Annotated in this window: 24 protein-coding genes; 7 read left to right on the plus strand and 17 right to left on the minus strand. The window is 74.6% G+C overall.

Annotated elements, in window-relative coordinates:
- Window positions 1-43: 43 nt before the first annotated feature.
- The 9 genes from ACFYZY_RS08090 to ACFYZY_RS08130 all read right to left on the minus strand — a co-directional run bounded on the left by ACFYZY_RS08090 (window position 44) and on the right by ACFYZY_RS08130 (window position 7,685).
- Window positions 44-577, minus strand: a complete 534-nt coding sequence (locus ACFYZY_RS08090) for an amino-acid N-acetyltransferase (RefSeq protein ID WP_388690709.1) — start codon at window positions 575-577, stop codon at window positions 44-46.
- 9 nt (window positions 578-586) lie between these two features.
- The gene (locus tag ACFYZY_RS08095) at window positions 587-1,006 is read right to left on the minus strand and encodes a BlaI/MecI/CopY family transcriptional regulator (RefSeq protein WP_388690712.1); all 420 of its coding nucleotides are present in this window, start codon (window positions 1,004-1,006) and stop codon (window positions 587-589) included.
- 116 nt (window positions 1,007-1,122) lie between these two features.
- Window positions 1,123-1,302 carry a hypothetical protein gene (locus tag ACFYZY_RS08100; protein WP_388690715.1) on the minus strand — a complete coding sequence of 60 codons (180 nt, stop codon included), beginning with the start codon at window positions 1,300-1,302 and terminating at the stop codon, window positions 1,123-1,125.
- Between the two features lie 14 nt (window positions 1,303-1,316).
- Window positions 1,317-1,886 (minus strand): hypothetical protein, encoded by a 570-nt coding sequence (locus ACFYZY_RS08105; RefSeq protein ID WP_388691326.1) that lies wholly within the window; start codon window positions 1,884-1,886, stop codon window positions 1,317-1,319.
- 232 nt (window positions 1,887-2,118) lie between these two features.
- Window positions 2,119-2,925, minus strand: coding sequence for a type III pantothenate kinase (locus tag ACFYZY_RS08110; RefSeq protein ID WP_388690716.1), 807 nt, complete (start codon window positions 2,923-2,925; stop codon window positions 2,119-2,121).
- Window positions 2,925-3,950: a carboxylating nicotinate-nucleotide diphosphorylase gene (gene nadC, locus ACFYZY_RS08115; RefSeq protein ID WP_388690718.1), complete on the minus strand. Its 1,026-nt coding sequence runs from the start codon at window positions 3,948-3,950 to the stop codon at window positions 2,925-2,927. Before nadC ends, ACFYZY_RS08110 begins: the two co-directional genes overlap by 1 nt.
- A complete protein-coding gene (locus ACFYZY_RS08120; protein WP_388690721.1) occupies window positions 3,947-5,644 on the minus strand; it encodes an L-aspartate oxidase in 1,698 nt (565 codons plus the stop codon). Before ACFYZY_RS08120 ends, nadC begins: the two co-directional genes overlap by 4 nt.
- On the minus strand, window positions 5,641-6,723 hold the full coding sequence (gene panC, locus ACFYZY_RS08125) for a pantoate--beta-alanine ligase (RefSeq protein WP_388690724.1): 1,083 nt from the start codon (window positions 6,721-6,723) through the stop codon (window positions 5,641-5,643). Before panC ends, ACFYZY_RS08120 begins: the two co-directional genes overlap by 4 nt.
- Window positions 6,720-7,685, minus strand: coding sequence for a Rossmann-like and DUF2520 domain-containing protein (locus ACFYZY_RS08130; RefSeq protein WP_388690726.1), 966 nt, complete (start codon window positions 7,683-7,685; stop codon window positions 6,720-6,722). Before ACFYZY_RS08130 ends, panC begins: the two co-directional genes overlap by 4 nt.
- Before the next feature lie 125 nt (window positions 7,686-7,810).
- On the opposite strand from ACFYZY_RS08130, the gene ACFYZY_RS08135 reads away from it, so the two are divergent.
- Window positions 7,811-9,145 (plus strand): threonine aldolase family protein, encoded by a 1,335-nt coding sequence (locus ACFYZY_RS08135; RefSeq protein WP_388690729.1) that lies wholly within the window; start codon window positions 7,811-7,813, stop codon window positions 9,143-9,145.
- A 68-nt stretch (window positions 9,146-9,213) separates the two neighbouring features.
- On the opposite strand, the gene ACFYZY_RS08140 is transcribed toward ACFYZY_RS08135, so the two are convergent.
- Both ACFYZY_RS08140 and ACFYZY_RS08145 read right to left on the minus strand, forming a co-directional pair.
- Window positions 9,214-9,894, minus strand: coding sequence for a response regulator (locus tag ACFYZY_RS08140; protein ID WP_388690732.1), 681 nt, complete (start codon window positions 9,892-9,894; stop codon window positions 9,214-9,216).
- Window positions 9,895-9,923: 29 nt separating this feature from the next.
- Window positions 9,924-11,126, minus strand: a complete 1,203-nt coding sequence (locus tag ACFYZY_RS08145) for a sensor histidine kinase (RefSeq protein ID WP_388690734.1) — start codon at window positions 11,124-11,126, stop codon at window positions 9,924-9,926.
- A gap of 96 nt (window positions 11,127-11,222) precedes the next feature.
- On the opposite strand from ACFYZY_RS08145, the gene ACFYZY_RS08150 reads away from it, so the two are divergent.
- Complete coding sequence (locus ACFYZY_RS08150) at window positions 11,223-12,218, plus strand: SAM-dependent methyltransferase (RefSeq protein WP_388690737.1); 996 nt, start codon at window positions 11,223-11,225, stop codon at window positions 12,216-12,218.
- Between the two features lie 30 nt (window positions 12,219-12,248).
- Window positions 12,249-13,391: an NADH-quinone oxidoreductase subunit D gene (locus ACFYZY_RS08155; protein ID WP_388690740.1), complete on the plus strand. Its 1,143-nt coding sequence runs from the start codon at window positions 12,249-12,251 to the stop codon at window positions 13,389-13,391.
- A gap of 23 nt (window positions 13,392-13,414) precedes the next feature.
- On the opposite strand, the gene ACFYZY_RS08160 is transcribed toward ACFYZY_RS08155, so the two are convergent.
- From ACFYZY_RS08160 to ACFYZY_RS08180, 5 genes are all read right to left on the minus strand, one after another.
- The gene (locus ACFYZY_RS08160) at window positions 13,415-13,903 is read right to left on the minus strand and encodes a GNAT family N-acetyltransferase (RefSeq protein ID WP_388690743.1); all 489 of its coding nucleotides are present in this window, start codon (window positions 13,901-13,903) and stop codon (window positions 13,415-13,417) included.
- On the minus strand, window positions 13,900-14,961 hold the full coding sequence (locus ACFYZY_RS08165) for a hypothetical protein (protein ID WP_388690745.1): 1,062 nt from the start codon (window positions 14,959-14,961) through the stop codon (window positions 13,900-13,902). Before ACFYZY_RS08165 ends, ACFYZY_RS08160 begins: the two co-directional genes overlap by 4 nt.
- Window positions 14,962-15,091: 130 nt before the next feature.
- Complete coding sequence (locus ACFYZY_RS08170) at window positions 15,092-16,081, minus strand: ABC transporter substrate-binding protein (RefSeq protein WP_388690747.1); 990 nt, start codon at window positions 16,079-16,081, stop codon at window positions 15,092-15,094.
- 126 nt (window positions 16,082-16,207) lie between these two features.
- Window positions 16,208-16,939 (minus strand): ABC transporter permease, encoded by a 732-nt coding sequence (locus tag ACFYZY_RS08175; protein ID WP_388690750.1) that lies wholly within the window; start codon window positions 16,937-16,939, stop codon window positions 16,208-16,210.
- A 1-nt stretch (window position 16,940) separates the two neighbouring features.
- Window positions 16,941-17,627 (minus strand): ABC transporter permease, encoded by a 687-nt coding sequence (locus tag ACFYZY_RS08180; protein ID WP_388690753.1) that lies wholly within the window; start codon window positions 17,625-17,627, stop codon window positions 16,941-16,943.
- Window positions 17,628-17,781: 154 nt separating this feature from the next.
- Here ACFYZY_RS08180 and ACFYZY_RS08185 point away from each other — a divergent pair, with 154 nt between their 5' ends.
- On the plus strand, window positions 17,782-18,801 hold the full coding sequence (locus ACFYZY_RS08185; RefSeq protein WP_388690756.1) for an ABC transporter ATP-binding protein: 1,020 nt from the start codon (window positions 17,782-17,784) through the stop codon (window positions 18,799-18,801).
- Window positions 18,802-18,948: 147 nt separating this feature from the next.
- Here ACFYZY_RS08185 and ACFYZY_RS08190 read toward each other — a convergent pair whose 3' ends face one another.
- A complete protein-coding gene (locus tag ACFYZY_RS08190) occupies window positions 18,949-20,061 on the minus strand; it encodes an alpha/beta hydrolase (protein ID WP_388690758.1) in 1,113 nt (370 codons plus the stop codon).
- Between the two features lie 166 nt (window positions 20,062-20,227).
- Here ACFYZY_RS08190 and ACFYZY_RS08195 point away from each other — a divergent pair, with 166 nt between their 5' ends.
- Genes ACFYZY_RS08195 through ACFYZY_RS08205 form a run of 3 tightly spaced genes read left to right on the plus strand, consistent with a single transcriptional unit; the run spans window position 20,228 to window position 23,434 of the window.
- Window positions 20,228-22,069, plus strand: a complete 1,842-nt coding sequence (locus ACFYZY_RS08195) for a phosphatidylglycerol lysyltransferase domain-containing protein (RefSeq protein ID WP_388690761.1) — start codon at window positions 20,228-20,230, stop codon at window positions 22,067-22,069.
- A 31-nt stretch (window positions 22,070-22,100) separates the two neighbouring features.
- A complete protein-coding gene (gene folP, locus ACFYZY_RS08200) occupies window positions 22,101-22,961 on the plus strand; it encodes a dihydropteroate synthase (protein ID WP_388690764.1) in 861 nt (286 codons plus the stop codon).
- The gene (locus ACFYZY_RS08205; RefSeq protein WP_388690765.1) at window positions 22,958-23,434 is read left to right on the plus strand and encodes a nuclear transport factor 2 family protein; all 477 of its coding nucleotides are present in this window, start codon (window positions 22,958-22,960) and stop codon (window positions 23,432-23,434) included. Before folP ends, ACFYZY_RS08205 begins: the two co-directional genes overlap by 4 nt.
- Window positions 23,435-23,560 lie beyond the last annotated feature (126 nt).

A 23,560-nucleotide genomic window follows, 5' to 3' on the forward strand; every position in this document is an offset into this window, starting at 1 on the left:
GTTTCGGACATAGGGTTCGGGCGGCGTTCGGGCCGGTTCCCCGTCACAGGTGCAGAAGCATCCGACTGTTGCCCAAGGTGTTCGGCTTCACTCGTTCGAGACCGAGGAACTCCGCGACTCCCTCGTCATAGGAACGCAGAAGCTCGCTGTACACATCCCCGTCGACCGGCGTCTCACCGATCTCGACGAAGCCGTGCTTCGCGAAGAAGTCGACTTCGAAGGTCAGGCAGAATACCCGCCGCACCCCGAGCCACCGGGCGGTGTGCAACAACTTGTCGAGCACCTGATGCCCCACACCGGCTCCCCTGAACGCGGGATCGACGGCGAGAGTGCGCACTTCGGCGAGGTCTTCCCACATCACGTGGAGCGCCCCGCAGCCGACGACGACGCCGTCCTCGTCGCGTTCCGCGACCCAGAACTCCTGGATGGACTCGTAAAGCGTCACGGTCGCCTTGTCGAGCAGGATGCCGCGCCGGACGAAAGGATCGACGAGCCGGCGGACGGCGGTGACATCGGTGGTGCGGGCCCTGCGCACGGTGACGGCTTCGGAGGGGGCCGGAGAGGCGGACGGCGACATGGGGGGACGTTATCGCTCCCGGGCCCCGGTTCCGTCGTCGCCCTCCGCGGGCGGGGCGGACTGCGGAGTGTCGCGCCGGACGATCCGAATGGCGTCGTCGAGCGCCTCGCGCTGATCCTGCGACATCATCCCGAAGAAGGCGACGAGGGCGGCAGCCGGATTGTCGCTCCGGGACCACGCCTCGTTCATCAGTGCGGCCGCGTAGGCGGCCCGGGTGGAGACCGCCGTATAGCGATAGGCGCGGCCTTCGACCTCTCTGCGGACCCAGCCCTTCTGGTGGAGATTGTCCATGACGGTCATGACGGTGGTGTAGGCGATGGAACGTTCCCGCTGGAGGTCCTCCAGAACTTCCCGGACGGTCACCGGACGGTTCCATTGCCATACGCGCGTCATGACGGCGTCTTCGAGCTCTCCCAAGGGACGGGGCACAGCGCCACCCTAATGCGCAAAACGCCAAAAAGGGTCGATTGACGACACCGAGACGAACAAAAAGGACGCACGGCCTCGAAAGGCCGCGCGTCCCCGGTGTTCCGGAACCCCCGGGATCAGGAGGCGGTGGAGCCCTCCGGCCGGCGGGCGGCCTCGGCGCGGGCGAGGGCGGCGTCCACGACGGCGTCCTCCTTGGCCTTGTTCGGGCCGCCCTGGCTCTTGACGATCGTGACGACGAGGCCGATGAAGAACGCGGCCATCACGACGGGGGGCAGGAGCGCGGATACGTAGTCCATGACGACCAGGGTAGCTATCCGGCGGCCCGCTCCTCGGGCGGGGGCGGCGGAACGGGCCGCCGGCGCGGCGGGAACACCTCGGAGGGCTTGGGCACCGGCCGCTCCTCCGGGGCGGGCGGCGCGGGGCGGGGCCCGTCGCCCGCCGCGCGCCCGCCGGGGAGGGCGAGCAGCCGGGTCCGGGGGGCGCGGGAGGCGGAGGCGGTGGCCTGGGTGACCCGGGCCAGGCGCGCGCGTACGGAACGCTCGGCGAGGCCCTGGCAGCGGGACAGGAGTGCGGCGGCGGCCGGGTTGCCGCGCAGCGCGCGCAGGGCGGCGAGGTCGTCGGCGCCGGGGTCGTACCCGGCGGCCAGGGCCTCCCGGAGGAGCCCCAGGTAGCCGCCGAGGGAGCCGGGCAGCGCCTCGCGGTAGCGGGTCAGGTCGGCGAGGAGGAAGGCGCGCAGCCGATCGGCCTCGCGTACCGCCTCGTCCAGGGATGCGGTCAGGCGCAGACAGTCCTGGACGTCCTGGTCCTGGAGGGGGGCGGGGCCGAGGGCGGCGGCGAGGGCGCGGCGGAGCACGCGCAGCTCGTCCGCGCCGAAGGCCATGCCGCCGCGAGATCCGTATGGCGTGGGCATGGGCCGACGATACGCGCTAATCGGACAATTTCCGCTTAGCGCTCGTTTCGGCGCGCCGTCGGCCGGACGCCCGGGGCGCGGACGGCGGCGTCCCACACGGCCCGCCCGTCGCGCACCCGGGCCCGTCACGTATCCGGCCCCGGCCCGCACCCGGCCCCCGCGCGCGGGCCACCGGGGGCGGCCGGCGCGACGGGGTCGCGCCTCACATCCGCGAGGCGTTCCGCTCGTACACCAGGCGCAGGCCGATCAGGGTCAGCCAGGGCTCGTGCTCGTCGATCTCCCGCGACTCGCCGAGGACCATCGGGGCCAGACCGCCCGTCGCGATCACCGTCACGTCGGAGGGGTCGCCGTCCGGGCCGACGAGCTCCCGCTTCATCCGGGACACCACGCCGTCGACCTGGCCCGCGTAGCCGTAGATGATGCCGGACTGCATCGCCTCGACCGTGTTCTTGCCGATCACGTTGCGCGGACGGGCCAGCTCGATCTTGCGGAGCATCGCCCCGCGCACGCCCAGCGCCTCCACGGAGATCTCGATGCCCGGCGCGATCGCCCCGCCCGCGTACTCCCCGCGCGCGGTGACCGCGTCGTACGTCGTCGCCGTGCCGAAGTCCACGACGATCGCCGGGCCGCCGTACAGCTCGACCGCCGCGGCCGCGTTGACGACGCGGTCCGCGCCGACCTCCTTCGGGTTGTCGGTGATGATCGGGATGCCCGTCTTGACGCCCGGCTCCACCAGGACCGCCGGAACGTCGCCGTAGTACCGGCGGGTGACCTCGCGCAGCTCGTGCAGGACCGAGGGGACCGTCGCGCAGATGGCGATGCCCTCGATGCCGTCGCCCAGCTCGACGCCGAGCAGCGGGTGCATGCCCATGAGGCCCTGGAGCAGGACCGCCATCTCGTCGGCGGTCCTGCGCGGGTCCGTGGAGATCCGCCAGTGCTCGACGATCTCGTCCCCGTCGAAGAGGCCGAGGACCGTGTGCGTGTTGCCGACGTCGATGGTGAGCAGCATCAGGCCCGCACCTCGCGCAGGTCGAGGCCGATGTCGAGGATCGGGGAGGAGTGGGTGAGGCCGCCGACCGCCAGGTAGTCGACGCCCGTCGCCGCGTACGCCGCCGCGTTCTCCAGGGTCAGGCGGCCCGAGGACTCCAGGACGGCGCGGCCCGCGACGAGCGCGACGGCCTCCGCGGTCTCGTCCGGGGTGAAGTTGTCGAGCAGGATCAGGTCGGCGCCGGCGTCCAGGACCTCGCGGACCTGGTGCATCGTGTCCACCTCGACCTCGATCGGCACCTCGGGGAACAGCTCGCGCACGGCCTTGAACGCCTCGGCCACGCCGCCGGCCGCCACCACGTGGTTGTCCTTCACCAGGGCCGCGTCGGAGAGCGACATGCGGTGGTTGACGCCGCCGCCGCAGCGGACCGCGTACTTCTCCAGGGCGCGCAGGCCCGGCGTCGTCTTGCGGGTGTCGCGGACCTTCGCCCGCGTGCCCTCCAGGGCGTCGGCCCACGCGCGCGTGGCGGTGGCGATGCCGGAGAGGCGGCACAGGACGTTGAGGGCGCTGCGCTCGCCGGTGAGCAGGTCGCGGGTGCGGGCGGTGACGCTCAGGAGCACGGTCCCGGCCTCGACGCGCTCGCCGTCCTCGACGTGCCGCTCGACCTCGAACTCGTCGGTGCAGACGATCGACAGGACCGCCTCCGCGACCCGCAGGCCGGCCACCACACCCGCCTCGCGGGCGGTGAAGTCGGCGGTGGCGACGGCCTCCTCGGGAACGGTCGCCACGGTCGTCACGTCCACCCCGCCGTCCAGGTCCTCGGCGATCGCCAGATGGGCGACGTCCTCGACCTGGACCGGGTCGAGGCCGGCCTCCGCGAGCAGCGCGGCGAGCGCCGGGTCGAGCCCGCACTCGAACTCCTCGCCGCCGCCGCAGCCGCAGCCGTCGCCGCAGCCGCCGGTCTCCCCGGCGGCCGGCCCGGAGGCGCTGATCTGGATGAGAGGGACGTCCACGGGCTCGGGACGGGCTTCCTCGGGCGTGCTCACGACTGCGACTCCTCGGCTGTTCGGGCGGTGACGGGGGGAAGGTCCGCGGTGGCGGTGGGGCGGACGGCGAGCGTGCCGCCGGGGGCGCGGCGCACGACCAGGTGGCGCCGCCACGCGTCGTCGTCGCGTGCGGGCCGGTCCTCGCGCCAGTGGCAGCCGCGGGTCTCCTCGCGGACGAGGGCCGCCGCCACCAGGGCGCCGGAGACCTCCAGGAGGTTGGCCGCCTCCCACGCCTCGGTGCAGGGCTCGGCGCCCTTGCCAGGGTGGCCCGCGGCGGTGTCCGCGCCCAGGGACTCCAGGGCCCCGGCCGCCCTGCGCAGGCTCTCCCCGGAACGCAGCACGCCCGCGTCCGCGCTCATGATCCGCTGGAGTACGGGGCGCAGCGCGGGGTCGGGCACCGGCACCGTCCGCGCCGGGGCGGCCGGGACCGGCGTCCCCTCGCGGTGCGGGCCGTTCGCGGCGATGTCCTCCGCGATCCGCTCGGCGAAGACCAGGCCCTCCAGGAGCGAGTTCGAGGCGAGCCGGTTGGCGCCGTGGACGCCCGTGCAGGCGACCTCCCCGCACGCGTACAGGCCGGGGACGGTGGTCCGGCCGTACAGGTCCGTGCGGACGCCGCCGGAGGCGTAGTGGGCGGCGGGGGCCACCGGGACCGGCTCGGTCACCGGGTCGATGCCGTGGGCACGGCAGGCCGCCAGGATCGTCGGGAAGCGCCGCTCCCACATCGCGGCCCCGAAGTGGCGGGCGTCGAGGTACATGTGGTCGGCGCCCCGCTCCCGCATCCGGCGGGTGATCGCCTTGGCGACGACGTCCCGGGGCGCCAGCTCGGCCAGCTCGTGCTGTCCCAGCATGAAGCGGACCCCGTCGGCGTCGACCAGGTGGGCGCCCTCGCCCCGCACCGCCTCGGAGACCAGCGGCTGCTGCCCCTCGGCGTCCGTCCCCAGGAAGAGCACGGTCGGGTGGAACTGGACGAACTCCAGGTCGGAGACCTCGGCCCCGGCGCGCAGCGCGAGCGCGACGCCGTCGCCGGTCGAGACCGGCGGGTTGGTGGTCGCGGAGAAGATCTGGCCCATGCCGCCGGTGGCGAGGACCACCGCGGGGGCGTGGACGGCGCCGACGCCGTCGTGCTGCCCCTCGCCCATGACGTGCAGGGTCACCCCGGCCGTCCGGCCCCCGTCGTCCGTGAGGAGGTCCAGGACGAGGGCGTGCTCGACGGTGCGCACGCCCCGGTCGCGTATCGCCCCGACCAGCGCGCGGGAGATCTCGGCGCCGGTCGCGTCGCCGCCCGCGTGGGCGATCCGGCGCCGGTGGTGGCCGCCCTCGCGGGTCAGCGAGAGCTCGCCGCCGGAGGTCGTGTCGAAGTGGGCGCCGGTCTCGATCAGCCGGCGGACGGCGCCGGGGCCCTCCGTGACCAGGGTCCGCACGGCCCGCTCGTCGCAGAGTCCGGCACCGGCCACGAGGGTGTCGTCCAGGTGCTGCTCGGGGGTGTCGCCCTCGCCGAGCGCGGCGGCGATGCCGCCCTGGGCCCAGCGGGTGGAGCCGTCGTCGAGGGACGCCTTGGTGACCACGACCGTGCGGAGTCCGGCGGCGGTGCAGCGCAGGGCGGCGGTGAGACCGGCGACGCCGGAGCCGACCACGACGACGTCGGCGTCGAGGGCCCAGCCCGGTTCGGGGGCGTGCAGCCGGGTTCCGGTCACGTGGCGGCTCCGAGGATGAGGGGGACGTTGTCGATGAGCCGTGTGCTTCCCACGCGCGCGGCGACGGCGAGGACCGCCTCCCCGGTGTGGTCGTCCTCGACCTCGGTGAAGTCGGCCGGGTCGACCAGGGCCAGGTAGTCGAGGACGAGCGGCGGTTCGGCCGCCGCCGCCTCGTCCAGGACGGCGCGGGCCGCGGCGCGCACGGCTTCGGCGCCGCCGCCCTCGGCGGCCTGCGCGACCGCGTGGGCGTCGGCGGCGGCCCGCGCCTCGCCGAGCCGGGAGAGCGCTTCGGCCCGGTCCCGTACGCCGGGCAGGGCGGTGGCCCGCGCGCGCAGCGCCTCCTGGGCGGCGAGCCGCTGCCGGCCGGCGAACAGCGCGCGGGACAGCGCGAGGGCCGTACGGCGCTCCCCGGCCGACAGGTAGCGGTTGCGGCTGGAGAGGGCCAGGCCGTCGTCCTCGCGGACGGTCTCGACGCCGACGATCTCGACCGGGAAGTTCAGGTCGCGGACCATGCGCCGGATCAGGGCCAGCTGCTGGGCGTCCTTCTGGCCGAAGAAGGCCAGGTCGGGGCCGGTGAGGTGGAGGAGCTTGGCGACGACGGTCAGCATGCCGTCGAAGTGGCCGGGCCGGGAGGCGCCTTCGAGGCGTTCGCCCATGGGGCCGGCGGTGATCCGGACCTGGGGCTCGCCGCCCGGGTAGACCTCCTCCGCGGAGGGCGCGAAGACGACGCTCGCGCCCGCGCCGAAGGCCAGCTCCAGGTCGGCGTCGAGGGTGCGCGGGTAGCGGTCGAGGTCCTCGCCCGCGCCGAACTGGAGCGGGTTGACGAAGACGGTGACGACGACGAAGCCCTCGCTGCCCACGCGCGCGCGTGCGGCACGGATCAGGGTGGCGTGGCCCTCGTGGAGCGCGCCCATGGTCATGACCACGGCGTTGCGGCCGGGGACGCCGTGGCGGGCGGCGGCGGCGCGCAGCTCCCCGGCCGTGGGGACCAGCGCGGCCGGCGCGTGGCGGACGGGCCGGCCGGCGGCGCGGTCGTCGTCGGGCCGGTCGGCGGCGCGGTCGCGGACGGGCGGGTTCATCGGTCGTCTCCTCGCGGCCCGTCGGCGGACCCGGTGGTGCCGGCCGCGCCCGCCGAGCCGTCGGCGAGCACCTCCAGCAGGGCTTCGGCCGGCTCGGGCTTGAGCAGGCCGTGCGCCAGCGCCCGGTCGGCGGTCGCCCGGGCCATCGCCAGGTAGCCGGCGACGGTGCCGGGGGCGTGCGCGCGCAGTTCGGCGACGTGGGCGGCGACCGTACCGGCGTCACCGCGCGCGACGGGCCCGGTGAGGGCCGCGTCGCCGGACCGCAGGGCGTTGTCCAGGGCGGCGCCCAGGAGGGGACCGAGCATCCGGTCGGGAGCGGTGACCCCGGCCTTGTGGAGCAGCTCCATCGACTGGGCCACCAGGGTGACCAGGTGGTTCGCGCCCAGGGCGAGGGCCGCGTGGTAGAGCGGGCGGGCCTCCTCGGCGATCCACTCGGGCTCGCCGCCCATCTCGATCACCAGGGCCTCGGCGGCGAGCCGCAGCTCCTCGGGCGCGGTCACGCCGAAGGAGCACCCGGCGAGCCGCTGGACGTCCACGGGGGTGCCGGTGAAGGTCATGGCGGGGTGCAGGGCGAGCGGCAGGGCGCCGGCCCGGAGGGCGGGGTCGAGGACCCGCGTCCCGTACCGCCCCGAGGTGTGCGCGATCAGCTGCCCCGGTCGTACGGCCCCGGTGTCCGCGAGCCCTTCGACGAGGCCGGGCAGGGCGTCGTCCGGCACGGTCAGCAGGACCAGGTCGGCGAGGGCGAGGACGCGGGCGGGCTCCACGACCGGGACGTCCGGCAGGAGTACGGCGGCACGGCGCCGGGAGGCGTCGGAGACGGCGGAGACGGCGACGGGACGGTGTCCCGCGAGCCGGAGGGCGGCGGCGAGGGCGGGGCCCACCCGGCCGGCGCCGACGACTCCGACGGTGAGCCGGGCGGGTCGGTCCTCGGCCCGGGGCTCTGGCGCTGCTGGTGCGTTCACGGTGGGGACGGCCTTCCGTTCCAGTCCTCGGCGGGTACCGGACGATTTCTGGTCATGCTACGCCAGCGGTACGCGCCCCTCCGTGGCCGTCCACAGGGTGGGGACGGCGGTGTGATGATCGGCTCATGAATCCTGTGGAAGCCGGTGACCCCGTGAACGCCCCGGGGCCCGCGAAGGCCGTGACCGCGGACGCCCCGGGGGCCGGGGACGCCGAGGGGGCCGGGGACGCCGAGGGGGCCGGGGGAACTGTGGACACCGGCCGGACCGGGGACGCCCCGGACCCCGTGGAACCGGAACCTGTGGAACCTGTGGAACCCGTGGACGAGCAGACGGCCCGGCTGCGCCGGGCGAGGGTCTGGGGCGGAGCCCGGCGCACGCTGTGGCGCTCCCCCGCGGACGGCACGGTCGGGGAGCGGCTGCGCGAGCTGGCCGACTGGGCGGAGGAGTCCGGCCACGGCGGGGCCCTCCCCGACACGTACGGGGACGCCCTGGTGGAGACGGTGGAGCGGCGGGTCGCCGAGGAGCTGGGCCTCCCCGACGCCGTCTTCTTCCCGACCGGCACCATGGCCCAGCAGGTGGCGCTGCGCTGCTGGGCCGGGCGCACCGGCAGCCCGGTCGTCGCCCTCCACCCGCTCGCCCACCCGGAGGTCCACGAGGGCGGGGCGCTCGCGGCCGTCTCCGGGCTGCGCACCGTCCACCCCACCGACGCGCCCCGGCTGCCCACGGCCGAGGAGGTGCGGGACCACCCGGAGCCGTTCGGGACGCTGATGCTGGAGCTGCCGCTGCGGGACGCCGGCTTCGTGCTGCCCACCTGGGAGGAGCTGACCGAGGTGGTGGAGGCGGCCCGGGAACGGGACGCGGTGGTCCACTTCGACGGCGCCCGGCTGTGGGAGTGCACGGCCCGCTTCGGCCGGGGGCTCGCGGAGATCGCGGGGCTCGCCGACAGCGTGTACGTGTCGTTCTACAAGTCCCTCGGCGGTCTGTCGGGGGCCGCGCTCGCCGGGCCCGGGGACGTCATGGAGGAGGCCCGGGTCTGGCGGCACCGGTACGGCGGCCAGGTCTTCCAGCAGTACCCGGCGGCGCTCTCCGCGCTGCGGGGCCTGGACGTCGAACTGCCCCGGCTGCCCGCGTACGCGGCCCACGCGCGCGTGGTGGCCGGCGCGGTCCGGGAGGCGCTCGCGGAGGCGGGCACGGGCTGGTTCCGCGTCCACCCGGAGGTCCCGCACACCCACCAGTTCCAGGTCTGGCTCCCGTACGCCCCCGACGACCTGACGGCGGCGGCCCTCGCCCAGACCGAGGCCACCGGCACCGCCCTCTTCCGCCGCTGGTCCGCCCCGGGCGCGGGCGGTCCGCCGGGGGTGGCCGTGACGGAGCTGACGGTGGCGGGCCCCGGCCTGGAGTGGACGGCGGCCGAGGTGCGGGAGGCGGTACGGGACTTCCTCTCGCGCGTCGGGCGCTGAGAGGTGGCCCGCGACCTGGCAGCACTGAGGGCCGGGCTTCCTCTCGCGCGTCGGGCGCCGAGGGGACGTCAGGCCGCGCCCCCGCCGCCCGCCCTGACCAGGCCCGACTCGTACGCGAGGACCACGACCTGGACGCGGTCGCGCAGGCCCAGCTTGGTCAGGATGCGGCCCACGTGCGTCTTCACCGTCGCCTCGGAGAGGACGAGCCGGGCGGCGATCTCGCCGTTCGACAGGCCCTGCGCGACCAGCATCATCACCTCGCGCTCCCGGTCCGTCAGGCGCGCCAGTCCGGTGTGCTCGGGCTCCTTGCCCGACGACGGCAGCAGGGGCGAGAAGCGGTCCAGGAGCCGGCGGGTGGTCGAGGGCGCCACCACGGCGTCCCCGCTGTGCACCGAGCGGATCGCGCCGAGCAGCTCCCCCGGCGGCACGTCCTTCAGCAGGAAGCCGCTCGCCCCCGCCTTCAGGCCGGAGAAGGCGTACTCGTCGAGGTCGAAGGTGGTCAGGATCAGCACTTTCGGGGCGCCGGGGGCGGCGCAGATCCGCCGCGTCGCCTCCACCCCGTCCAGCTTCGGCATGCGCACGTCCATCAGGACGACGTCGACCGCCGTGGACCGCAGCACTTCGAGGGCCTCGACCCCGTCGCCCGCCTCGGCCACCACCTCCATGTCCGGCTGGGCGGCGAGCACCATGCGGAAGCCGGTGCGCAGCAGCGCCTGGTCGTCGACGAGCATCACGCGGATGGAGGGCATAGGGGCGGTTCCTCGGGGTTCGGGGGTCGTCAGTGGGCGGGCTTGAGGGGGAGCAGGGCGCTGATCCGGAAGCCTCCGCCGGGTCGCGGTCCCGCGTCCAGGGTGCCGCCGACCATGCCGATCCGCTCCCGCATGCCGATCAGGCCGTGGCCCCGTCCGTCGGCGCCCCCGTCCTCGTACATCCCCTGGGGCGCTCCCCGGCCGTCGTCCTCGACGAGCAGGCCGAGGCCGTCGTCGAAGTAGACCAGCCGGACGCTGGCGCCCGCGTCGGGGCCGCCGTGCTTGCGGGTGTTGGTGAGGGCTTCCTGCACGATCCGGTACGCGGTGAGCTCGACGCCGCTGGGCAGCGGGCGCGGGCTCCCCTCGATCGCGAAGTCGACGGTGAGGCCGGCGCCGCGGACCTGCTCGACCAGGTCCTCGATCTGCCGCACGTCGGGCTGCGGCACGTACTCCCCGGCCTCCTCGTGCTCCCCGGTGCGCAGGATGCCGAGGAGCCTGCGCATCTCGGCGAGCGCCTGCCGGCCCGTGCCGGAGATGGTCTCCAGGGCCTGCTTCGCGGTCTCCGGGGAGGTGTCCATGACGTAGGCGGCGCCGTCGGCCTGGACCACCATCACCGACACGTTGTGCGCGACGACGTCGTGCAGCTCGCGGGCGATCCTGGCCCGCTCGGCGGCGACCGCGACCTTCGCCTGGGCCTCGCGCTCCTGCTCCAGGCGGAAGGCCCGCTCCTCCAGCTGCGCGAAGTACGCGCGGCGGGTGCGCAGCGAGTCGCCGAGGACCCAGGCGAGGACGAACGGGACGGCCATGATGACCGTGAAGAAGATCCGGACGATCCACGAGCTGAACTCCGTGGACGGCCAGCGCAGCTGGGAGAGGGGGGACGCGCTCAGCCCGCCCGCGAGGGCGAGGCGGGACGCCCAGCGCGGCCCGGCGTGCGCCGCGACCGTGTGGATGATCACAAGCATGGCGAAGTCCGCCACGAACGGGATCAGGCCGAGGGCGAGCTGGACGAGGCCGATCGCGACGGTGAGCAGCAGCATCTTCTCGGGGGCCCGCCGGCGCAGGGCCACGACCAGGGAGAGGAGCGCGGCGACGGTCCCGTACAGCACGGGGTGGTCGATCGCCGGGTAGGTCGACCCCACCCACAGCAGGGAGAACCCGAGGAGGACGAGGGCCCAGAAGCCGTCGACGCCCGTCGGGTGTCTGCGGAGGAAGTCGTAGAGGCGCTGCACGTCACCCAGAGTAGGCAAAGGAGGCGGGCAGGGGATCAACCGTGGGGTCGATCCTCCGCTCCGGGCCCCTAGTCCCGGAGGTGGAGACTGGGGCGTGTGACGGATGAGACGTGTCGGTGGCGGGGGTGGCGGGCGGCCACGGAGCGGGCGCTGTACGGCCCCGGGGGGTTCTATCTGCGTCCCGAGGGGCCCGCGGGGCACTTCCGGACCTCGGTGCACGCCTCCCCGCTCTTCGCGGCGGCGGTGGCCCGGCTCCTCGGCGAGGTCGCCGGGGAGCTGGGGACGGACCGGGTGGACCTGGTGGACGTGGGCGCGGGGCGCGGGGAGCTGCTCACGGCGGTGCTCGCGGCGGTCGCCGGGAGCGGCCTCTCGGTGCGGGCGCACGCGGTCGAGCGCGCCGCCCGCCCGTCCGGGCTCGACCCCCGGGTGGAGTGGACGGACCGGTTGCCGCGCGGGACGCGCGGGCTGCTCCTCGCGAACGAGTGGCTCGACAACGTGCCGGTGGACGTCGCCGAGGCGGACGCGGCGGGCACGGTCCGGTACGTGGAGGTCCGCCCGGACGGCACGGAACGGCCCGGCGCGCCCGTCTCCGGCCCGGACGCGGAGTGGCTGGAGCGCTGGTGGCCCCTGCGGGAGCCCGGGGCCAGGGCCGAGATCGGGCGGCCCCGGGACGACGCCTGGGCGGCGGCGGTGGCCTCGCTCGCGGAGGGCCGCGCGGTGGCCGTGGACTACGCGCACCTCCGGGGCGCCCGGCCGCCCTTCGGCTCCCTGACCGGCTTCCGCGCGGGCCGCGAGGTGCCCCCGGTCCCGGACGGCTCCTGCGACCTGACGTCCCACGTGGCCCTCGACGCGTGCGCGGCCGCCTGCGGCGGGGCCGCCGGGGAGGACGTGGAGCTGGTCACCCAGCGCGAGGCGCTGCGGCGGCTCGGGGTGTCCGGGGAACGGCCGCCCCTCGCGCTCGCCTCGTCCGACCCCGCCGGGTACGTCAGGGCCCTCGCCTCCGCCGGCACGGCGGCCGAGCTCACCGCCCGCGGCGGCCTCGGGGACTTCCTCTGGCTGACCCGGCGGGTGCGGGGGGCGGACGGGCCGTAGGGGGTTTCCCGTGCGGGGGATACTGGCCGCATGACGGAGACGACGGTCGGAATCGGCGGCGCGGCGGAGAGCACCGACATGGTGCTGAACATCGGGCCGCAGCACCCCTCGACCCACGGTGTGCTCCGGCTCCGGCTGGTCCTCGACGGCGAGGTGGTCCGGTCGGCGGAGCCGGTGGTCGGCTACATGCACCGGGGCGCGGAGAAGCTCTTCGAGGCGCGGGACTACCGGCAGATCGTCATGCTGGCCAACCGCCACGACTGGCTGTCCGCCTTCTCCAGCGAGCTGGGGGTGGTGATGGCCGTCGAGCGGATGCTGGGCATGGAGGTCCCGGAGCGCGCGGTGTGGACCCGTACGCTCCTCGCCGAGCTGAACCGGGTCCTCAACCACCTCATGTTCCTCGGCTCGTACCCCCTCGAACTGGGCGGCATCACCCCCGTCTTCCACGCCTTCCGGGAGCGCGAGGAGCTCCAGGCCGTGATGGAGGAGGCGTCCGGCGGGCGGATGCACTACATGTTCAACCGGGTCGGCGGCCTCAAGGAGGACCTGCCCGCCGGGTGGACGGAGCGGACGCGGCGGGCCGTCGCGGACGTGCGGTCGCGGATGGACGTGTACGACCGGCTCGTCCTCGGCAACGAGATCTTCCGGGGCCGTACGCGCGGGATCGGGGTCCTGTCGGAGGCGGCGGTCCACTCCTACGGGGTGTCGGGGCCCGTCGCCCGCGCCTCGGGCGTCGACTTCGACCTGCGGCGGGACGAGCCGTACCTCGCGTACGGGGAGCTGGGGGACGTCCTGCGGGTCGCGGTGCGGCGGGAGGGCGACTGCCTGGCCCGCTTCGAGTGCCTGCTCGAACAGACGCACAACTCCCTGGACCTGGCGGACGCCTGCCTGGACCGGATGGAGGAGCTGCCGCCGGGTCCGGTCAACCAGCGGCTGCCGAAGGTGCTCAAGGCGCCGGAGGGCCACACGTACGCGTGGACCGAGAACCCGCTCGGCGTGAACGGCTACTACCTGGTGTCGAAGGGCGAGAAGACGCCCTACCGGCTCAAGCTGCGGTCCGCCTCGTTCAACAACGTCCAGGTGCTGTCCGAGCTGCTGCCGGGGACGCTCGTCGCGGACATGGTGGCGATCCTGGGTTCGCTCTTCTTCGTCGTCGGCGACATCGACAAGTAGACGAGCGGCGACCGTCCCGCCGCTCAGTCCTCGCGGCGCATCACGGCGTACGCGCGACCCGGCGTGCCGGTCGTCCGCCGGTCGGTGACGGACCAGCCCCAGCGTTCGTACCGTTTCGTCAGTTCCGGCACGTCCAGGGTCATCAGGAGCCGGGACCCGGGGGCCAGGCCCGTGAGGAGCGCGTCGTGGAGGGCCCGCCCGAGGCCGGCGCCCTGGTGGGCGGGGGCGACGACGAGTTCGGCGAGTTCGAAGGCGGGCTCCCGGCCGGTCAGGAGGGTGTCGGTCCAGCCCGCCGCGAACCCCCGCAGCGCGCCCTCGGGCCCGAACGCGGCGACGGCCCGGAAGTCGGGCCGCCCGACCGCCGAACCGAGCAGCCGCTCCACGGTCCGTACGGTGCCGGACGGCGGTTCGTGCCAGGGGGCGCCGCCGAAGGCCCGGCCGCACAGGTCGAGGAGTTCGTCCCGGCGGCGGACGGCCTCACCGGCGGGGAAGGCGGTGAGGCGGTGCGTCACGAGTTCACGGCCCCGCGCAGCTCCGCCAGGTCGAGCTGTTCCGTCTCGTCGTGCGCGGTCAGGTCGATGACCTGGCCGATCGTCCGGGGCGGCGCCGGGCTGCGGGGGACGGCGGGGGCGGCGACCGGGGTGAGGGACGGGGCGCCGGGCACGGGGCCCGCGGCCAGCACCTCCTCGCCCACGACGTCGGCGAGGTCCGTGTTCCGCACCGCCTCGATGGCGTCCGCCGTCTTCTGCGTGCCGAAGAAGTCGAAGCCCCCCTCGGGGCGCGGGACGGACCTGCGGGCGGTGTACGGGACGATCGCGGCCGCGACGGGCACGCCGACGGTGCCGGCGGGCGGGAGCGCGAGGGCGGCCGGACGGACGCCCTGCCCGGTTCCGGCGTCCGCCGCGTGCTTCCCCCGCTGCTCCTCCGTCTCCCCGGCGCGCTCGGCGAGGTCACGGGCGCGGGCCGCCTCGGTGGTGCGGCGGGCCTGCTGGGCGGCCGCGTTGCGGGAGAGGTCGCGGAGCGCCCCGGCGGCGCGGCGGAACGTCTCCGGAGTGGGCGTGGAGCCGCCGGGCGGCAGCGCCCCGGGCCCCCCGCCGGACGAGCCGGACGAGCCGTGGGCCTCCAGGGCGAGGACGCGGCGGCCCTCCAGGGCGCTGGCCCGCTCGGTCTCGGCGGTGGCGTACCGGCGGAGCAGGTCGGCGTGCTCGCCGCGCAGTCCGGCGAGTTCCACGCGCTTGGCGCGCAGCTTGGCGTCGAGGCGGGCGCGCAGCGCGCGGGCCTCCTCCAGGTCGGACTCCAGTTCGGCGACCCGTTCCTCGGCCTTCCACTGGTCGGCGGCGCGCGCCCGGGAGAGTTCGGCGACCCGCAGTCCGGCGCTCCGGTCCCAGCCGCGCATGAGGACGGCACCGGTGACGGCGGCGGCCGCCGACGCGGCCGCGAGCAGCCGTACGACCGTCAGGTCGCCGGGCAGCCAGGCGACCGCGGCGCACACGACCGCGGTGCCGGCGACCGCGGAGGGCGGCAGCAGCTTGTGCAGAGGCGGGGAATGGCGGTGGCGTCCACGTGGCATGGCCTGAAATTTACCGTGCGTAGGCGCCTTGTGGGGGGTCGGCCCGGCAATCTCTTGGCCACTTCTCGTCACCGGAAGTGGATATCAGTCGTTCCGGTTCCGTTTCGGGCCGACTCCCCCGCTCCGGCGCCTACTTCTTGAGCAGCCCCTTCTTCGTCAGATACTCCTCGGCGACATCCTGCGGCTTCGCGCGCTCGGCATCCACCCTGCGGTTGAGTTCGGCGAGATCCACTGTGGTCAGCACCTTGGTGACCCCGTCGAGGGCGGCGGCTATCGCGGGAGAACCGGCGTCCCGGGCGTTGACCACGGGCAGCACGTTGTCGGCGTTCTGGAGCTTCTTGTCGTCGGTGAGGAAGACCAGGCCGTAACTCTCCACCGTGGCGTCCGTGGTGGTCGTCAGGACCAGCTGGTCCACCCCGTCCTTGACGGCCTGCTTGGCCTGCGGGGTACCGACGCCCTTGGGGTCGATCCCGGCCACGTCGATCCCGTACGCCTTCTTCAGACCGGGCGCGCAGAAGGGGCGCACCGCGCATTCGTCACCGGCCGCGATCTTCACCTTCAGCTTGGCGGCACCGAGATCCGAAAGGGTCTTCAGGCCGTTCTTGTCGGCGAATTCCCTCGACACCGCGAAGGCGTTCTGGTCGACCGCCTCCCCGACCGCGAGCACCTTCAGACCGCGCGGCTCGGCGAGCTTCCGCAACGCCTCCACCGTGGCCTTCGCGTCGCCCGAGGCGACCGGCTTCTCCTCGGGCGCCTTCGGCCCGTTCGCCTTCGCGTTGAGGAATTCCGCGATCGTCGCCGCGTATTCCGGTACGACGTCGATCTCGCCGCTCTCCAGGGAGGGTTCGTACAGTTCGCGGTTCTTCACGGTGGTGACGGACACGGAGTACCCGGCGCCCCGCAGCACCTGGGCGTACAGCTCGGCGAGGACCTTGGACTCCGTGAAGGCGGCCGCGCCCACGACCAGCGACCCCTTGGAGCCGTCGCCGGAACCCCCCGGGGCCTTCTTCCTGCCGTCCTCCAGGCTGTCACCGCCGCACGCCGCGAGGGCGGCGGTCAGCGCCGCCGTACCCAGCAGCGCGCCCGCGATACGCGAGACCCTGTTCACGAGATCACCCATCCAGTCGGCTTCTTCGGTTGTTCGGTTGCTCGGTTGCTCGGTTGTTCGGTTGTTTCGGTTCTTCAGGTCTTCGGTTCTTCAGGTCTTCGGCTGCCCGGTCGCCCGGGACTCCGGCCGTCCGGGGCTTCACGCCCCCGGCTTCTCCGGCTCCGCGAGGGGCGGACGGGCGCGCCGCCGGGCCGTTCCGCGCTCCGCGCCCGGCACCGGTCCCGCCAGGAGCCGGTCCGCGCCCACGAGCGCCCCCTCCACCAGGAGGGCGAGCAGGGCCACGAGCACGGCGCCCGCCACCACCTGCCCCGTGTCGTACGTGGCGAACCCCGTCGTGATGATCCGGCCCAGGCCGCCCTGGCCGACCATGGCCGCGACCGTCGCCGTGGCGACCACCTGGACCGCGGCCGAGCGGACGCCCGTCATGATCACCGGCCGGGCCAGCGGGAGTTCGACCCGCAGGAAGAGCTGGCCCCCCGTCATCCCCATGCCCCGCGCGGCCCGCACCGCCGCCGGGTCCACCTCCCGCACCCCCACGTACGCGTTGGTGAGCAGCGGGGGCACCGCGAACAGCACCAGGGCCACCACGGTCGGCACGTACCCGGCGTTCCGCAGGGGCGACACCATGAACAGGGCGAGCACCGCGAAGACGGGCACCGCCCGCCCCGCGTTGGACACGTTCACCGCGAGCGCCCCGCCCCGCCCCAGGTGGCCCAGCCACAGGCCCAGCGGCAGCGCGACCGCCCCGGCGATCAGGAGCGACACCCCGCTCACGTACACGTGCTCCGCGAGCCGCTGCCCGATGCCGCCCTCGCCCGTCCAGTGCGCGCCGGTGGTGAGCCAGCCCCAGGCGTCCGTCACGGCCCCCATCTCAGTCTCCTCCCGGCACGGCCCGCACCCGGGTCCACGGCGTCAGCAGCCTCTGGAGTCCCAGGAGCAGCAGGTCGGCGACGACGGCGAGCAGCACGCACAGCACCGACGCGGCGAGGACCTGCGCCTTGAAGAAGGACGGCAGCGCGTCCTCGATCAGATTGCCCAGCCCCCCGCGCCCGACGACCGACCCGATCGTCGTCAGCGCGACCGTGGAGACCGTCGCCATCCGCACCCCGGCCATCAGGACCGGCAGCGCCAGCGGCAGTTCGACCGACCAGAGCATCCGCAGCGAGCCGTACCCCATGCCCCGGGCCGCCTCCCGCGTCTCGGCCGGCACCGCGGCGAGCCCCGCCAGCGCGTTCCGCACGAGGATCGTCAGGGCGTACAGCACGAGACCGGTCACCACGAGCGCCGCCGAGAGTCCGAAGAACGGCAGCAGCAGCGAGAACATCGCGAGCGACGGCACCGTGTAGAGCAGGGTGGTCAGTCCGAGCACCGGCCCCGCGAACCGGGGCCTGGCCCGGACGAGCAGCGCGAGCGGCACCGCGACGACGAGCGCGATCAGCACGGACGCCACCGTGATCCCCACGTGCTGGAGCAGCGCCCCCGTCAACTCCCCGCTCCGCGTGCGGAGGTACTCCCCGCAGATCCAGTCGTTCGTGACCAGACAGTTCGGCTCGCCCATCGGCCCTCCCCCCGGAATCCCGCCTACCCCCACGCGCCCCTGACGACACGTGGGACGACACTAGCCCCCGGCACCGACAATCCCCCGGGACCGCCACAAGGCGGCAACACGCCCTTCACACACCCCCGGCACCGGGGGGACAGAATGGGGAACCATGATCCGGTTCGAGCACGTGACCAAGCGGTACGCCGACGGCACCACCGCCGTGGACGGCCTCTCCTTCGAGGTCGCCGAGGGCGAACTCGTCACCCTGGTGGGCCCGTCCGGCTGCGGCAAGACGACCACGATGATGATGGTGAACCGGCTCGTCGAGCCGACCTCGGGCCGCGTCCTCGTCGACGGCGAGGACGTCGCCGGCGTCGACCCCGTCGCCCTGCGCCGCAAGATCGGCTACGTCATCCAGCAGGTCGGGCTCTTCCCCCACCGGACCGTCCTCGACAACACCGCGACCGTCCCCGCCCTCCTCGGCTGGAAGAAGTCCGCCGCACGCGCGCGCGCCGCCGAACTCCTCGAACTCGTCGGCCTCGACCCCGCCGTCCACGGCCCCCGCTACCCCGCCCAGCTCTCCGGCGGCCAGCGCCAGCGCGTCGGCGTCGCCCGCGCCCTCGCCGCCGACCCGCCCGTCCTCCTCATGGACGAGCCCTTCGGCGCCGTCGACCCCGTGGTCCGCGAACGCCTCCAGAACGAGTTCCTCGCCCTCCAGGCCACCGTCCGCAAGACCGTCCTCCTCGTCACCCACGACATCGAGGAGGCCGTCCGCATGGGCGACCGCATGGCCGTCTACGGACAGGGCCGCATCGAACAGTTCGACACCCCCGCCACCGTCCTCGGCGCCCCCGCCACCCCGTACGTGGCGGACTTCGTCGGCAGCGACCGGGGGCTCAAGCGGCTGGCCGTCACCCCGGTCACCGAGGCCGACCTCGACCCCGTACCCGCCGGGGACCCCGCCCAGGGGTCTTCCGGCGGCGAGAACGGCGCCCCCGCCCCCGTCCCCCTCGGCACCCCCCTCAAGGAGGCGCTCGCCGCGCTCCTCCAGCACGACGCCGGCCGCCTCACGGTCACCGGCGCCGACGGCCGCCCCCTCGGCGTCCTCACCCCCGCCGGCGTCCACCGCGCCCTGCGCCGGGCCACCCCCGCCCCGGGGCGGGAACCGGCCCCGGCCCCGCCCGCGTGAGCGGAACCCCTGCCCCGGGACACCGCCCCCCGACCGCCGGCCCCCCGACCGGCCGGAACGGCACCCGGCGGCCCGCGGGAGCGGACGGCCCCCGGCACCACGGCCCGGTGCCGGGCCGGTCGCGGGCGGCGGGCCCCGCCCCGCGCCTCAGGTCGCGCTGAGCCGGCGGCCCATCCACACCAGCCCCGCCGGAATCTCCCGGTTCCACGTGTTGAAGTTGTGGCCGCCGCTCTCCAGAACGATCGACGAGACCCGCGCCGGCCTCTTCACCTTCCGGATGAACTCCTTCGTCGCCCTCAGGTTGTCCTCGCCCCGCTGCGACGTCGTCACCAGGAACGACGACCTCCCCTGCGGCAGGTGGTCCAGGCTCCACAGCAGGTCCGACCGCTTGCGCAGCCCGTCGTCCCCCCGGAAGAGGTCACCGGTCGTCACGTCCTCCGCCGCCCGGTAGTACGCCGAGAAGCCCGCCCCCGCCGCGAACCGGTCCGGACGGTGCAACGCGAACTTCAGCGCGCAGTACCCGCCCGTCGAGTTCCCCATGAACCCCCAGTTCCGGGGCTCCGTCCCCACCCGGTACGCCTCCGAGACCGCCTTCGGCAGATCGTCCACGAAGAACGTCTCCGTCCTCGGCCCCCCGGGCACGTCCAGGCACTCGGTGTCCCTCGGCGGCGCCACCGTCGGACGCAGCATGACCAGGACCATCGGCTGCATCCGTCCCTCCTTCGCCTGGAGGTACGCCGTCCGCGGGTACTTCAGCCCCTTGATCAGGTTCTCCGCCGTCCCCGGGTACCCCGTGAGCACCACCGACGCCGGAAAGGTCCGCTTCGCGTACCGCGCCTGGAAGTACTCCGGCGGCAGGTACACGTACGCCGACGAGACGATCCCCGACCGCTCCCCCGCCACCACGACCTTCTGGATCTGCCCGCCCACCTCCGGGCGCCCCGCGCCCGGCACGTCCAGCGCCTGCGTCCCCACCACCCGCACGTCCTTCGAGCCGCCCGCGTGGTCCACCACCACACCCGGCTCCTGCTCCTGCCCGAACAGGTCCGCCCACGAGCCGTAGAAGAGGAACGACCGGTTCGCCGCCAGACCCACCGCCGCGAACAGGGCCACCTGGGTCACGAACAGCAGTCCCACCCGGCCCACGACCGCGCGCCACCCACCGCGCGCCAGCCGCGGCCACAGCCACACCGTGGCCACGAACAGCGCCACCGCCACCACGACGGCCAACACGAGGACCTTGGTACTGGTGAGTCCCATGAGCCGACCGAGCCTTCTTTCCGATATTTTCCCGTACACCGATGAACCCGGCCCCCCGCGGCGCCGTCCTAGAAGGCGCACCGGCCGGGACGGCCCGCCGAGACCACCGCGGGAACCGACCGGGACCGAAAAACGCCGCGCAGGACCACGAGAAGCACGGGAAGCCATGTCTGTCACGGTAGATGGGGACAAAGCAGGATCGGTTCCGACCCGCGTACGCCGGATTCTCCGCGGCCCCCGGCCCGCGAAGGTCCCCTCCCTCGTCGGCACGGCCTGCACCCTCATCGGCCTCATCGACATCGCCGCCGGCGTCTTCCCCCGCTTCCGCGTCAGCCGCGTCCACGCCCTCGCCGAAGTCCTCCCCGGCACCCTCGGCCCCCTCTCCGCCGCCCTCTCCCTGAGCGTCGGCGTCCTCCTCCTGCTCCTCGCCCACGGCCTCAAGCGGCACAAACGCCGCGCCTGGCGCGCCGCCGTCGTCCTCCTCCCCCTCGGCGCCGCCGCCCAGTTCGTCTGGCGCCACTCCGTCCTCGGCGCCCTCCTCTCCGTCGCGCTCCTCACCCTCCTGCTGCGCCACCGCGGCGAGTTCGCCGCCCTCCCCGACCCCCGCAGCCGCTGGCGCGCCCTCGCCAACTTCGTCGTCATGGGAGCCGGGTCCCTCGCCCTCGGCCTCGTCATCGTCAGCGCCCACCCGCGCCGCGTCCTCGGCAGCCCCAGCCTCACCGACCGCCTCGAACACGTCCTGTACGGACTCTTCGGCTTCGAGGGCCCCGTCGAATACACCCACGGCGTCGACTGGACCGTCGGCTACTCCCTCGGCGCCCTCGGCATGCTCACCGCCCTCACCACCATCTACCTGGCCTTCCGCCCCGAGCACCCCGCCGCCCGCCTCACCGACGACGACGAGGCGCGGCTGCGCACCCTCCTCGCCCAGCACGGCGGCCGCGACTCCCTCGGCCACTTCGCCCTCCGCCGCGACAAGGGCGTCATCTTCTCCCCCAGCGGCAAGGCCGCCGTCTGCTACCGCGTCGTCTCCGGCGTCATGCTCGCCAGCGGCGACCCCATCGGCGACGTCGAGGCGTGGCCCGGCGCCATCGAACGGTTCATGGACGAGGCCAAGATCCACTCCTGGACCCCCGCCGTCATGGGCTGCTCCGAGACCGGCGGCCAGGTCTGGACCCGCGAGACCGGCCTCGACGCCCTCGAACTCGGCGACGAGGCGGTGGTCGACGTCGAGGACTTCTCCCTCTCCGGCAGGGCCATGCGCAACGTCCGCCAGATGGTCAAGCGCATCGAACGCAACGGCTACACCACCCGGGTCCGCCGGGTCCGCGACCTCGACCCCGAGGAACTCGAACGCGTCCGCCAGGCCGCCGCCGCCTGGCGCGGCACCGACACCGAACGCGGCTTCTCCATGGCCCTCGGCCGCATCGGCGCCCCCGGCGACGGCGAGGCGGTGATAGCGACCGCCCACAAGAAGGACGACGACGGCACGGACTCCCCCTACGGCGACCTCAAGGCGATCATCCACTTCGTCCCCTGGGGCCCCGACGGCATGTCCCTGGAGCTCATGCGCCGCGACCGCACCGCCGACCCCGGCATGAACGAGCTCCTGATCGTCGCCGCCCTCCAGGCGTCCCCCGGTCTCGGCATCGCGCGCGTCTCCCTCAACTTCGCCATGTTCCGCGCCGCCCTCGCCCGCGGCGAGAAGATCGGCGCCGGCCCCGTCCTGCGCCTCTGGCGCGGACTCCTCGTCTTCCTCTCCCGCTGGTTCCAGATCGAGTCGCTCTACAAGTTCAACGCCAAGTTCCAGCCCCGCTGGGAACCCCGCTTCGTCGTCTACCGCACCAGCCGCGACCTCCCCCGCATCGGCTTCGCCGCCATGCAGGCCGAAGGCTTCGTGAACCTCTCCCTGCCCCGCCCCTTCGCCCGCCGGCGCCCCGCCCGGGCCCCCCGCCCCTGCGCCCACCTCACCCCCGGCCCGGCCGAGCGGGGCGTCCACGCCGCCTGAGCCCCGCCCCGGCAGGCCCTACGCTGGAACCATGCGTACGACGACCGACCGGGGCACGGCCCGGGGCCTGCCGGAGTGGGACCGCTGCGCGGTCATGGGCGTGGTCAACGTGACCCCCGACTCCTTCTCCGACGGCGGCCGCTGGTTCGACACCACGACCGCCGTCAAACGCGGCCTCGACCTCGTCGCGCAGGGCGCCGACCTGGTCGACGTCGGCGGCGAGTCCACCCGCCCCGGCGCCACCCGCGTGGACGAGGAGGAAGAGCTCCGCCGGGTCGTCCCCGTCGTCCGCGGTCTCGCCGCCGAAGGCGTCACCGTCTCCGTCGACACCATGCGCGCCCGCGTCGCCGCCCGCGCCGTCGAAGCGGGCGCCACCCTCGTCAACGACGTCAGCGGCGGCCTCGCCGACCCCGCCATGGTCCCCGCCGTCGCCGCCGCCGAGGTCCCCTTCGTCGTCATGCACTGGCGCGGCTTCAGCCAGGACATGAACCGCCTCGCCGTCTACCGGGACGTCGTCGCCGAGGTCGTCGACGAACTCCGCGTCCGCCTGGAGACCGTCGTCGCCGGCGGCATCGACCCCGAGCGCGTCGTGATCGACCCCGGACTCGGCTTCGCCAAACACGCCCCGCACGACCTGGCCCTCGTCGCCCACCTCCCCGCCCTGCGCGCCCTCGGCCGCCCCCTCCTCGTCGCCGCCTCGCGGAAACGGTTCCTCGGCCACGTCCTCGCCGACGGGGGCGCCGCCCCGCCCCCCGCCCGCGAACGCGACGCCGCCACCGCCGCCGTCTCCGCCCTCGCCGCCCACGCGGGCGCCTGGGCCGTCCGCGTCCACGAGGTCCGCGCCACCGCCGACGCCGTACGGGTCGCCCGCGCCGTCGAAGGAGCCGGATGACCCCCACCACGGACGAAACAGCCGTCGAAGCCGCCAACACCGCCTTCTACGAAGCACTCGAGAACGGCGACTTCGAGACCCTCTCCGACCTCTGGCTCGCCGACGGCACCCCCGTCACCTGCGTCCACCCCGGCTGGCCCGTCCTCACCGGCCGCGGCGAAGTGCTCCGCTCCTACGCCCTGATCATGGCGAACACCGAGTACATCCAGTTCTTCCTCACCGACCTCCGGATCTCCCCGGCCGGCGACACCGCCCTCGTCACCTGCACCGAGAACATCCTCAGCGGCGGCCCCGCCGAGGACGGCGACGACCTGGGCCCCCTCGTCGGCCAGCTCGTCGTCGCCACCAACGTCTTCCGCCGCACCCCCGACGGCTGGCGCCTCTGGTCCCACCACGCCTCCCCCGTCCTCGCCGAGACCACCGGCCCGGACACCGGTGAACCCGCCCCCGACGACGCCGGACCACCCCTCTGACCGGCGGCCCCACCCGTCCCCCGCCCCCCACGGGCACCCCCTCTCGGTCCCCGCGGGTAGATTCGACGCTGGACACCCGGCCGTCCGCACCCGGCTGCGTGGCCACCCGAACTACGACAGCAGGAG

Source organism: Streptomyces sp. NPDC001744 (genome assembly GCF_042892575.1).
In the GTDB taxonomy this organism is placed as follows: Bacteria; Actinomycetota; Actinomycetes; order Streptomycetales; family Streptomycetaceae; genus Streptomyces.